Here is a 12000-nt window from a genome sequence, read left to right as displayed (position 1 = left end):
TCAACGCTCCCTCATGGCTTCTGATTGGTATTTTTGTAATGGGCTGAGTAAGTAATCAATGACACGTCGGCGACCGGTTTTAATCTCGACGCTGACCGCCATCCCAGCAGATAGACGCACTGGCTTCCCCTCTACGGTTAGCGTATCGCTATTAAGTCGGATACGCGCGGGGAACACTAAACCTTGCTGTTGATCTTCCATGGCATCGCGCGAGATATGTTTGACTTCACCAGAAAGTGTGCCGAATCGAGTATAAGGAAAACTGTCTATTTTCACTTCCACCGCTTGGCCGGGGAGAACAAAGCCGACATCTTTATTGAGGATCATCACATCCAGCTCGAGTTGATAATTTTCCGGAACCAGCACCATGAGTGGTTGGGCGCTGGTGACAACTCCCCCCAAAGTATGCACCGTGGATTGCTGTATAACACCCGCCACGGGGGCGCGTAAGGTTTGTTGCCGCTGCTTTTCCATCAATTTCACCCGCTCTTGCTGTAATTGGTTGAGCACTTCATGGGCTTTATTCAATTGCTCCTGATAACTTCGCTTTTTCTCCGCCAAATAGTGCAATCGGGTTTGCATCAGATGGTGCTTTTTTGCTTGCAAAACCACCTGTTCACTCTGCAAACGGCCAGCTTCAGCATTGGCATTCAGCCACTCTCGCTCTTGTATCAATACTTCAACTTCAGCAATTGACTTAGATTTCACCAAGGTGCGCAATGCTTGCAACCGCTGATAAATATTCTTCATCAATGCTTTTTGGTGAGCGATATTGGTGCCCCCGGTCTGAATATAAGCTTGATTAACCGCCTGCTCACTGTCTTGACGCGCCAGCTCGGCATTAACCGCGTCATATTCTTTCGCCAACAGGGCTTTAGCTGTCATCACCAAACTTTCCGGGCTATTCGGGGGAGAGAGGAAATGCGTATGAGGATCATGGGTCAGTAGCGCCGACATGCGTGCCGCTTCCAGCGACCGATGCATCAATTGTTGATTGATATTACTGACCTCAGCATCAATCCCAATGGGATTCAGTTCAATTAATACCTGACCCGCGGCCACCCGGTCACCATCGCGAACATTGATAGCCACCACCACCCCCGGTTCAAAAGATTGAATGACTTTGGAATGCTCAGAAACAATCACCTTGCCATTGGCTGAAGCATGAATATCAAGTTTCCCGAAAATCGACCAGAGCAAAACCAAGAGCAATGTCAGGGCCAAAAACCAGGCGGTGCGCCGAGCCAATGGTGCTACCGGGCGCTCGACAATATCCAGATAAGCGGGTAGAAAATCATATTCATCGCGGGTTTTCCCCGCTGAAAAGTGGCTTTGCCAGCGTTTTTTTAGCGTTTTGAACATCGCCAACTTCACCAAAGAGTGTATTAAAGAATGTATTAACTTCATTTTGATGTCCCCTGGCTGAAATCGGCCTGTTGCCGCCAAAGATGGGCATAAACGCCGCCTTGCGTCAGTAACTCGTCATGATTTGCCAGCTCAGTCACGCGGCCTTGGGTGATGACGGCGATACGATGGCAATGCCGTACCGTCGAAAGACGATGGGCAATAGTGATAACCGTGCGATTCGCGATAATTTGGGCCATGTTTTTCTGTACCTCCGCCTGTGACTCGTCATCCAAAGCGCTGGTGGCTTCATCAAAAATCAACACGCGGGGATTGGCCAAAAGCGTGCGGGCAATAGCAATACGTTGGCGTTGCCCACCAGAAAGTGAGGTCCCGCCTTCTGATAACACCGTGTCATATCCTAGCGGCAAGGCCAGAATAAAATCATTGGCACCGGCCAAACTGGCAGCATCAACCACCTCACCGAGCGAGGCGGTTGGCCGGGAGTAAGCGATGTTTTCACGAACAGTGCGGTTAAACAGGTAGTTTTCCTGCATCACCACCCCCACTTGGCGGCGTAAATATTCAGGTGAGAAATTACTTATCGGGTAACCATCAATGTTGATTACCCCCTGTTCAGCAATATAAAGGCGCTGTAATAACCGCGCGACCGTGCTTTTACCCGAACCCGATGGCCCCACCAGCCCGATATGCTCTCCCGCGCGTAGTGACAATGAAAAACCGCATAACACGGGGCCAAGATCGGGGCGATAACGAAAAATCACATTTTCCAGAGTGATATCACCGTTAATTTGGCGGTTAGAGGGCGCGCCCCCCGCGGCTTGTTCGACAGGTAAGCTCAAAATATCGGATATCAGCATCACCCCCACCTGCGCACGGATGCTCTGTTGCCATAAATCAACCAACTTACTCATCGGCATAAGTGCTTGAACAGCCAGCATATTAAAGGCAATTAATTGCCCGATACTGAGTTGTACCGACATCACCTGATATGCGCCAATAACAATCACCAGCGCACCGGCGAGTTTTTGCAATAATTGAGCACACTGACTGCTGAAGTTTTGCAGATTTTGCACCTGAAAATTGGCTTGGGCATAATCCCGCGTTTGTGTTTCCCAGCGCTGCTGCATTTGCGGTTCTAGCGCCAGGCTTTTGACAGTTTCAACCCCCGAGACGGTTTCGGTTAAAAATGCGCCGTTTTGCGCCGCGCAGCTGCACAACACTTCGACTTTTTTTTGCAATGGCCGCGTGGTCAGTGCGGCTAATAACAGATAAAGCGGTAACGTCCCCAATACAATTAATGTCAGTAGCGGTGAAATACACCACATCACGATAAATAATATGAAAGTGAAAACAACATCCACACATAATGTCAGGGCCGAACCGGTAATAAATTCACGAATATTATCTAATTCCCGCACTCTGGCGACAATATTCCCGACATGGCGTTGCTTAAAAAAACTTAATGGTAATTTAATCAAATGATTAAATAACTTCCCCCCCAATAAAATATCCACCCGCGTCGTGGTGTGGCTAAAGATATATTCGCGCAAAAACTTCAGTACAACTTCATAAACTCCGACCACCAATAATACAATAATTAACACATCAAGAGTGGTTAATGCATTATGGACTAAGACTTTATCCATAATGACCTGAAAAAAAAGTGGCGATATCAATGCTAAGAATTGCAATAACAGGGATAAAGCCAAGACCTGAATCAGTGATTTGCGGTGACGTAGTAAAACCGGAACAAACCAGCGGATATCAAACCGTGAATGACTGCAATAAAGTACAACCCCGCCCCATATCGCACTAAGCTGTTGATAATCTATTATTTGTGGTTTATTACTATCAGGGTATTGTAGTAATGCTTGATTATCATTCAACCGGGCCAATAAGATAAACCGGCCCTGAACATCGCGAAATGCCAGTGGTAATTGGCCTGTTTTGATGTTATTTAAGGCTTGTTTTTTGACTTTAAAACGGATGGATGTCGCGCGCGATAATTGCGATAAATACCGTTGTAATGATGTGAATGTCACCTTTGTCGAGATATCGATGGCCGCACTTTTCCCAAATAACTCTACGGGCTCCGCATTGATTCCCGCTAAACGAAGTAACCGTGCCGCACATACTAAAGAAGAATGAATGTGATTATCCATAAATTGCATTGCCTATATTTTCATCGTCAGAATCAGATTGCTTTCTGTTGCCATAGAATATAATCGTGGGATTGTATAGGGCCTTTTATATACCGACCTTATGAAGTAAGGTTTTATAATAAATATAATCTCAAAATATCTTTAATTTCTTTAAAAAAATCGATTATTATAAATAATAATAAATTCACGAATACCTATAAAAACTCTGCGGTGACTGACCAGACGGCAAGAACCACCGGGTTATCAGCGGCTGACACCTCATATTTATTGATTTATATCGCCAATTTTTTATCGCTTTGTGTGATAATTTCGCGGTGATTTGTAGCCATTGTGATTGGCCGCCGCCGTTTTATCACTGATAACAGGAAATTCCTCACCATGACACCGACACTACCTCCTACTGCCGATGCTCTCTCCGCCTTATCTGATGTCAATCCTGAGGCTAATTTGCGCCCTATCCAATATATTGCGCAAAAATTAGGTTTAACCTCAGAGAATTTAATCCCGTATGGGCATCATATGGCGAAAGTCGATATCAGTGCATTACGCTCCGGTGGCCCACAGGGCAAACTGATTTTGGTTTCCAGCATTACCCCTACGCCACTGGGAGAAGGTAAAACCGTCACAACGATTGGATTAAGTCAAGGAATCAACCGGTTAGGCTATCGTGGCGTCGCTTGTATCCGCCAGCCCAGTCTTGGCCCCGTTTTTGGGGTTAAAGGTGGGGCCGCAGGTGGAGGAGCCGCACAAGTCTTGCCCATGGAGAAATTGAACCTGCATCTGACCGGTGATATTCATGCTATCAGTGCCGCGCATAATCTGGCCGCGGCGGCGCTGGACGCCCGGCTGTATCATGAACAGCGTCTGGGGCCGGATTTCAGTCAACAAACCGGGATACCCCGGCTCAATATTGATGTTAAACAGATCCTCTGGCCACGGGTAGTTGATCATAATGATCGGGCATTGCGGCACATTCAAGTGGGTGTGGGCGGCGGGACTCACGGCGTGGAACGGCCTGACTATGTGGAAATTACTGCTGCATCAGAACTTATGGCGATTTTAGCGCTGTCAGAAAGTTTGCATGATATGCGCCAGCGTATTGGTCGGATTATTTTAGCCCACAGTACCACCGGGGCCCCTATTACCGCCGATGATTTGGGCGTGGCCGGTGCCATGACGGCACTGATGAAAGAAACTATCCACCCGACCCTGATGCAAACCAGCGAGCAAACACCGGTGCTTATCCACGCAGGGCCATTTGCCAACATCGCACACGGGAACTCCTCGGTGTTGGCTGACCGTCTGGGATTGCAGTTAGCTGAATATGTGGTGACAGAAGCGGGTTTTGGCTCGGATATGGGCATGGAAAAGTTCTTTAATATTAAGTATCGTCAATCCGGCATTGCCCCGTCCTGTGTGGTGTTGGTTGCCACATTGCGAAGTTTGAAGGCCAATAGTGGTGTTTTTGACATCAAACCGGGCCAGCCCCTACCCGCTGACATTATCAATATCAATATTCCTTTATTGAGCCAAGGTTGCGCCAATCTAAAATGGCATATTCATCATGCCAAAAGCTATGGTTTACCGGTGGTGGTGGCGGTCAATCGCTTCCCTGATGACAGTGCCGAAGAACTGGCGTTTTTGAGCGACTATGCGCTCTCCGCTGGCGCAGTAGCCTGTGAAATCAGTGAAGCTTTCGCCAAAGGCGGCCTGGGGGCTACTGCTCTGGCGCAGCAAGTTATCAATGCCTGCACCCATGTCACTGAGCCTGTTCTGCCTTACCCTGATAGCGCCTCATTGGAGCAGAAAATAGCGGTTTTGGCCCAAGGTTATGGCGCCCGTGATATCACCTTTACTCCACTGGCGCGCCAGCAACTTGCGGCCATCACAGCGGCCGGTTTCGCTCATTTGCCACTGTGTATGGCCAAAACGCCCCTTTCCATCAGCGCAGATGCCCGTTTGAAGAATGTTCCACAGGACTTTGTGTTGCCCATCACCGCCTGCGCAGTGTCAGCCGGTGCCGGGTTTGTCCGTATTTATGCGGGGGATATTATGACCATGCCAGGTCTGGGAACTCAGCCCGCGTATTATCATATTGATATAGATGACGAGGGGCGCATTCGCGGGTTAAGCTAGTATGATGCAGATAAGGGATAACCGTATGTTCGGTTATCCCTTTTAATTAAAAGATAAGGCTTATTATGTCTCAACAGCAAGAATATCAACGTATTGGCGGCTGGTTATTGGCTCCACTGGCCTATCTGATTGTGACATTGCTCAGCGCCAGTTTAATGTTGGCGCTCTATGCCATGGCGATTTTTACGCCAGAATCCAGAGAATATCTGGTGACTAACTCACAAGCATTCACCCTGCAATGGTATTTCTCGGTGGTGACCACATTGGTGATGTGGCTTTATACTTTATGGGTCATTTGGTTATTTTGTAGCCGCTCAAAACGTTTGCCCAAATGGTTTATTCTGTGGTTATTAATAACCGTATTATTAGCGTTAAAGGCTTTTGCTTTTGCGCCAATCAGTGATGGTATCGCCTTGCGCGCGTTGGGTTGGCCCCTGCTGGCCGCGGCTGTTTTTGTGCCCTATATCAAACGTTCTCAGCGGGTGAAGTCTACCTTTATCGAACATTAAGGCGATTTCACGCCTTTTGCTGCTTAAATAGAGGGAAAATCGTAATAACCTTGTACTTCATCTGTTGTCCTTAGGCCGCCAATTTTGGATAATAGGCGGCTTTGCTTTTTTAGGCTCCGCAATGACTTTTTGGGCTCCGCAATGACTGAATACCTGCTCCTGTTTGTCGGTACTGTTTTGGTAAACAATTTCGTTCTGGTCAAATTTCTTGGCCTGTGTCCTTTCATGGGGGTCTCCAAAAAACTGGAGACCGCTATTGGTATGGGGCTGGCGACCACTTTTGTACTGACTTTGGCCTCGGTTTGCGCCTGGATGGTTAACAGTTTTATTTTGCTGCCTCTTGGTTTGGTCTATTTACGGACGCTGGCCTTTATTTTAGTTATCGCGGTGGTGGTGCAATTTACTGAGTTGGTGGTGCGCAAAACCAGCCCGACGCTTTATCGCCTGCTAGGGATCTTTTTACCGCTCATCACCACTAACTGTGCGGTGTTAGGTGTGGCCTTGCTAAATGTCAATCAATCTCATAATTTTATGCAATCGGCGGTCTATGGCTTCAGTGCTGCCGCCGGTTTCTCTCTGGTCATGGTGCTATTCGCCGCGATCCGTGAACGGCTGGCCGTCGCTGATGTTCCCGCGCCGTTCCGTGGTTCATCCATTGCGCTGATAACCGCCGGGCTAATGTCATTGGCCTTTATGGGCTTTACCGGGTTGGTGAAGTTCTAATGATGTCGCTATGGATTGCCATTGGGGCATTAAGTGCATTGGCGTTGATTTCCGGCGTAGTGTTGGGTTTTGCTGCCCGCCGTTTTCAGGTTGAACAAGACCCGGTCGTCGAACAAGTTGATGCTATCTTACCGCAGAGTCAGTGTGGTCAATGCGGCTATCCCGGCTGTCGCCCTTATGCCGAAGCGGTTTCGGCTGGCGGTGAAAAAATAAATAAATGCGCCCCCGGCGGCGAGCAAGTGATGCTCAAATTGGCCGAGTTGCTGGCCGTCGAGCCACAACCGCTGGAGGGTGACGAAACTGCCGCCCACCCGCAACGCAAAGTTGCTTTCATCGATGAGGAAAATTGCATCGGTTGCACTAAATGCATTCAGGCCTGCCCAGTCGACGCCATTGTTGGTGCGACACGCGCCATGCATACCGTATTGCCGGATCTTTGCACCGGTTGTGACCTCTGTGTCTCCCCCTGCCCGACCGACTGCATTGAAATGATCCCGGTTGCTACCACCACCGCCAACTGGAAGTGGGATTTAAGCACCATCCCAGTAAAAAATCTGCCTAGTCAATTAGCTGCCTCGCAGATGATCCCGGTGAAAATGATAGATGTGGAGCAACATGTTTAAGCTGTTTTCTGCCCGTCAAAACGACAAAATTTGGGATTTCGACGGAGGCATTCATCCGCCGGAAATGAAGCTGCAATCAAGCCAGGTTCCGATGCGGATCGCGACGTTGCCGGATCAAATGATGATTCCTTTGCAGCAGCATCTCGGGCCGGAAGGTGAACTGCGCGTCAAAACGGGTGATGTGGTATTAAAAGGGCAACCATTGACGATAGGTCGTGGTCGCACAGTGCCGGTACATGCGCCCACTTCTGGTGTGATTACCGCCATCGCCCCTCACATTACCGCCCACCCTTCAGGTTTGGCGGAACTCTGTGTGCATATTACCCCTGATGGGGAAGACCGCTGGCGCGAGCAACAGCCGTGGGCGGATTATCACCAGCGCGATAAAAATGTGTTGCTGGAGAGGATCCACCAGGCGGGTATCGCCGGTTTAGGTGGCGCAGGTTTCCCCACTGCCAGCAAGTTACAAGGCGGTTTGAACAACGTTACCACACTCATTATCAACGCAGCTGAGTGCGAGCCTTATATCACTGCTGATGACCGTTTGATGCAAGACCATGCTGCTGAAGTGGTCTTGGGGATTCAGATTTTAGTTTACTTGCTGCAACCTCAGCAGGTGTTGATTGGCATTGAAGATAATAAACCCGAAGCTATCGCCGCCCTGCAACAGGCACTACGCGGTCAGGATGAAATACAGCTACGCGTGGTCCCCACTAAATATCCGTCAGGTGGAGCCAAGCAACTCACCAAAATCCTGACTGGCAAAGAAGTGCCTTTCGGTAAGCACTCGTCATCCATTGGGGTATTGATGCAAAACGTCGGTACTGTGGTGGCTATCAAGCGGGCAATTATTGACGACGAGCCATTAATCGAGCGCGTGGTGACATTAACTGGCGATGCATTATCACAGCCGGGGAATTTCTGGGCCAGGATCGGCACTCCGGTCTTGCACTTGTTGAAACTGGCGGGCTTTATGCCGCAACAGCAGCCTATGGTCATTATGGGTGGCCCCTTGATGGGCTTTACCCTCCCCAGCTTAGATGTGCCGATTGTTAAAATTAGTAACTGCCTTTTGGCTCCCGCCGACGCTGAAATGGGGTTATCGGAGCCAGAGCAATCCTGCATTCGCTGTGGTTTATGTGTGGATGCGTGTCCGGCAGGCTTGTTACCTCAGCAACTCTATTGGTTTAGTCGTGGCGAAGAGCATGAGAAAGCTCGCAATCATAATCTATTTGACTGTATTGAATGCGGTGCCTGTGCTTATGTTTGCCCAAGTAATATTCCGCTGGTGCAATATTACCGTCAGGAGAAAGCCGAAATACGCGCCCTTGATCAAGAGGCCGCGCGCGCTGCAGAAGCAAAAGCACGTTTTGAGGCCAAACAGGCTCGTCTTGCACGGGAAAAACTGGCGCGTGAATTGCGCCACAAACAAGCCGCAGTCAAACTCACTGATGTTGACCAACAAACCGTTGACGCGGCCGTTAGCCGCTTAGCACGTGGATCCGATAATACAGATTCAGCTATCAATGTGCCCATTGGGCAGACACCGGATAACAGTGACGTTATTGCTGCCCGTGAGGCCCGTAAAGCACAAGCCCGAGCGCGTCAGGCAGAGAAAAAACGGGCTGCCGTCGAGGAAGAAAGTGACACGGCAGAGGAAGACCCGCGTAAAGCTGCCGTCGCAGCAGCTATTGCCCGCGTTAAAGCCAAAAAAGCCGCCCAAGCACAGCTTGAGTCTGAATCAGTGGAGAATAAAAGCGCTGTGGCGGAGGAAGACCCGCGTAAAGCTGCCGTCGCAGCAGCTATTGCCCGCGTTAAAGCCAAAAAGGCCGCCCAAGCACAGCTTGAGTCTGAATCAGTGGAGAATAAAAGCGCAGTGGCAGAGGAAGATCCGCGCAAAGCTGCCGTCGCAGCAGCTATTGCTCGCGTTAAAGCCAAAAAAGCCGCCCAAGCCGTTAATCCGGATTAACGACTGAACTGACGCCCTGCAATAGGGTGTCAGTTCACTGACATCAGGTAAGTGTAAACGGCTGTAATATCGCGCAATTTAGATTCCGCATGGCAGCCATCCACTTCTATAACTTCCATTTCAATACCGCCGCCGAACTCATCACGCAACTTAGGCAGTACTTCATTAAACAGATATATTGAAAACTTTATACATTCTTTAGCATTACCTTGATGGGAAATAGATAAAAACTCTCCCGCCGGGATGGACAATGCATCAACCTCGCGATGCCCTTGAATTTCATGCCGTTTCTCTTTATCAATAGCCGTCGAATAATACATACTTTTCTGCCCTTGCTGAGACGGCTTAGCCGAAAATAGCGAATAGACCCGCTGGCAAGAAAAGTTAACTTCTTTAAAGAAATCGAGCAAAATTTCATCTTTCATGGCCATGCAAGATGAATGCTGGCCGCTGCAATGATTGTGTTCATCAAAATCCAGCCGTCGGGTAAAGCCCACTAGCTCTTGTGGCGGTAAAGATATCCGCTTGATTTCTGGTGTGTAATTCTCATAGAAATTAAAACGGGGCAGCATCCCTTGCACATCCCATTGCTCCATCTGGCGAAAACTATTGGGTGTGACACCAAAACGCTTCTTAAAGGTACGAGTAAACGTCTGTTGTGAGTCAAAACCCAACTCATCAGAGATTTCAATGATGGGCCGGCGCGAGATACGCAAGGCAACTGCCGCACGAGTCAGTACCCGCCCACGTATATAGGACGCTAATTGTAACCCCACAATACTTTTAAATTTTCGTTGCAGATGCCATTTTGAATATCCAGAAATTTTTGCCACATCATCTAATGTGGGTCGTTTTTCTAAATTAATTTCAATCCACTCAATTAATTCATCTATAAATAATATGTCTTCATTAATCATTTCATTGTTCTTTAAATATATAATTACTCTGCATACTACATCAATTTATCATTATGCCAACGCTTTTCTCAAGTCTCATTTCAATTGTTAATAAGTCTTTAATTTACAATTGATTACAAATAAAACCCCAACAATAAGCGTTATTATAATCAAGTTGTTAGGTGCCTTTCTTCTGTTACTAACGCTTAATTATGTCCATAGAAAAAACAGTATTTCTTACTGTTCGCCTGTTACTATTCAGATATAAATTGCAAGTGAAATTTTAAGATTAGCGCGGTTTATTAAATGCGCTAATTTCCTTAGTATTGCTGCATATAATGAATAATAACCCTATAATTAAGGCGTATTACACTTTGTCCAAATAGGGTAGAATGCGGCACTTATATTATCCCCTGACGACTGAGTGTACCCATGCCCGCAAGTATTAACTTGCCCGCGCGACGCCTGCGTTTGAGAACCCTGTTAAGTATTCGACATATGGTTGCAATTTCATGAAATTCAGGCCTGTAGCACCACCCCAGAACAAAGGGTTGCAGATAGCCAGTTCCCCTTTTACGCATAATCAACGTAGCACCCGCAGTATTATGCTGTTGGTTATTTTGGCCTGTATTCCGGGGGTTATCGCCCAAACCTATTTCTTTGGTTATGGCAGTCTGATTCAAGTGGCGCTGGCCATGGTGACCGCCGTGCTGGCCGAAGGTGCTGTTTTGCAATTACGTCAACAGCCCGTTCTGATGCGCTTGCAGGACAATTCTGCGCTGCTCACCGGCTTGCTATTGGGGATAAGCCTACCCCCACTGGCCCCTTGGTGGATGATTGTATTAGGGACATTATTCGCCATTGTCATTGCCAAACAGCTCTATGGCGGCTTGGGGCAAAATCCGTTTAACCCCGCGATGGTCGGCTATGTCGTTCTGCTGATTTCATTCCCGGTGCAAATGACCAGTTGGCTCCCTCCGCTACCCTTGCAGGGAACCCCGGTGGGTTTCTATGACAGCCTGCTAACCATTTTCACCGGTTTTACCCATAGCGGTGCGGATATTCATCAACTACAGATTGGCTATGATGGGATCAGTCAGGCCACCCCGCTCGATAGCTTTAAAACCGCCCTACGTTCGCAACCGACCGAGCAAATTCTGCAACACCCTATTTTTGCTGGAGGGTTAGCGGGCGTCGGTTGGCAATGGGTTAACCTCGGTTTCTTAGCCGGAGGGCTGCTACTGCTGTGGCGCAAAGCTATTCACTGGCATATTCCGGTAAGTTTCCTGCTAGCTTTGGCCGGTTGTGCCGCCCTCAGTTGGGTGATTGCGCCACAAAGTTTTGCTCCGCCGATGCTGCATTTGTTTTCCGGTGCCACCATGCTAGGGGCTTTCTTTATTGCCACCGATCCCGTCAGCGCATCCACTACCCCCCGTGGCCGGCTGATTTTCGGCGCATTAATTGGTATTTTAGTCTGGCTTATTCGTGTTTACGGCGGTTATCCCGATGGCGTGGCATTTGCCGTGCTGCTGGCTAACATCACGGTTCCGCTGATTGACCACTATACCCAGCCACGTGTTTATGGTCATCACCGTGGGCACAAATAAGGAGCCG

9 protein-coding genes are annotated in these 12000 nt (G+C 48.5%); 6 read left to right on the top strand and 3 right to left on the bottom strand.

The features are described 5' to 3' along the window. A complete protein-coding gene (locus DX162_RS16315; protein ID WP_032819752.1) occupies nucleotides 1-1407 on the bottom strand; it encodes an HlyD family type I secretion periplasmic adaptor subunit in 1407 nt (468 codons plus the stop codon). After that, entirely contained in the window at nucleotides 1404-3530 is a 2127-nt protein-coding gene (locus DX162_RS16310; RefSeq protein ID WP_098081230.1) for a peptidase domain-containing ABC transporter, read from the bottom strand. The genes DX162_RS16315 and DX162_RS16310 overlap by 4 nt, the downstream gene beginning before the upstream one ends. 378 nt (nucleotides 3531-3908) lie before the next feature. Here DX162_RS16310 and DX162_RS16305 point away from each other — a divergent pair, with 378 nt between their 5' ends. From DX162_RS16305 to rsxC, 5 genes are all read left to right on the top strand, one after another. Then, entirely contained in the window at nucleotides 3909-5666 is a 1758-nt protein-coding gene (locus DX162_RS16305) for a formate--tetrahydrofolate ligase (RefSeq protein ID WP_032819753.1), read from the top strand. Nucleotides 5667-5731: 65 nt separating this feature from the next. Then, complete coding sequence (locus tag DX162_RS16300) at nucleotides 5732-6175, top strand: DUF2569 domain-containing protein (RefSeq protein ID WP_004390349.1); 444 nt, start codon at nucleotides 5732-5734, stop codon at nucleotides 6173-6175. A 141-nt stretch (nucleotides 6176-6316) separates the two neighbouring features. Further along, nucleotides 6317-6898 (top strand): electron transport complex subunit RsxA, encoded by a 582-nt coding sequence (rsxA, locus tag DX162_RS16295; RefSeq protein ID WP_025383905.1) that lies wholly within the window; start codon nucleotides 6317-6319, stop codon nucleotides 6896-6898. Further along, nucleotides 6898-7521, top strand: coding sequence for an electron transport complex subunit RsxB (gene rsxB, locus DX162_RS16290; RefSeq protein WP_004390350.1), 624 nt, complete (start codon nucleotides 6898-6900; stop codon nucleotides 7519-7521). The genes rsxA and rsxB overlap by 1 nt, the downstream gene beginning before the upstream one ends. Further along, nucleotides 7514-9490, top strand: a complete 1977-nt coding sequence (gene rsxC, locus DX162_RS16285; protein ID WP_098080833.1) for an electron transport complex subunit RsxC — start codon at nucleotides 7514-7516, stop codon at nucleotides 9488-9490. The genes rsxB and rsxC overlap by 8 nt, the downstream gene beginning before the upstream one ends. A 29-nt stretch (nucleotides 9491-9519) precedes the next feature. Here the strand turns inward: rsxC and DX162_RS16280 are convergent, their stop codons facing one another. Further along, the gene (locus DX162_RS16280) at nucleotides 9520-10407 is read right to left on the bottom strand and encodes a helix-turn-helix domain-containing protein (protein WP_004390817.1); all 888 of its coding nucleotides are present in this window, start codon (nucleotides 10405-10407) and stop codon (nucleotides 9520-9522) included. Between the two features lie 491 nt (nucleotides 10408-10898). Between DX162_RS16280 and rsxD the strand changes: the two genes are divergently transcribed. Then, a complete protein-coding gene (gene rsxD, locus DX162_RS16275) occupies nucleotides 10899-11993 on the top strand; it encodes an electron transport complex subunit RsxD (protein WP_004390818.1) in 1095 nt (364 codons plus the stop codon). Nucleotides 11994-12000 lie beyond the last annotated feature (7 nt).

Origin of the sequence: Yersinia kristensenii, from assembly GCF_900460525.1 — a bacterium.
Taxonomy (GTDB): domain Bacteria; phylum Pseudomonadota; class Gammaproteobacteria; order Enterobacterales; family Enterobacteriaceae; genus Yersinia; species Yersinia kristensenii.
The sequence above is the reverse complement of the archived record's forward strand: the minus strand, read 5'-3'. Positions and strand labels throughout refer to the sequence as shown.

What these genes read in the sequence shown, in the direction of transcription:
- DX162_RS16315 (WP_032819752.1), bottom strand. Translation starts at nt 1,407, where the DNA reads ATGAAGTTAATACATTCTTTAATACACTCTTTGGTGAAGTTGGCGATG.
- DX162_RS16310 (WP_098081230.1), bottom strand. Translation starts at nt 3,530, where the DNA reads ATGGATAATCACATTCATTCTTCTTTAGTATGTGCGGCACGGTTACTT.
- DX162_RS16305 (WP_032819753.1), top strand. Translation starts at nt 3,909, where the DNA reads ATGACACCGACACTACCTCCTACTGCCGATGCTCTCTCCGCCTTATCT.
- DX162_RS16300 (WP_004390349.1), top strand. Translation starts at nt 5,732, where the DNA reads ATGTCTCAACAGCAAGAATATCAACGTATTGGCGGCTGGTTATTGGCT.
- rsxA (WP_025383905.1), top strand. Translation starts at nt 6,317, where the DNA reads ATGACTGAATACCTGCTCCTGTTTGTCGGTACTGTTTTGGTAAACAAT.
- rsxB (WP_004390350.1), top strand. Translation starts at nt 6,898, where the DNA reads ATGATGTCGCTATGGATTGCCATTGGGGCATTAAGTGCATTGGCGTTG.
- rsxC (WP_098080833.1), top strand. Translation starts at nt 7,514, where the DNA reads ATGTTTAAGCTGTTTTCTGCCCGTCAAAACGACAAAATTTGGGATTTC.
- DX162_RS16280 (WP_004390817.1), bottom strand. Translation starts at nt 10,407, where the DNA reads ATGATTAATGAAGACATATTATTTATAGATGAATTAATTGAGTGGATT.
- rsxD (WP_004390818.1), top strand. Translation starts at nt 10,899, where the DNA reads ATGAAATTCAGGCCTGTAGCACCACCCCAGAACAAAGGGTTGCAGATA.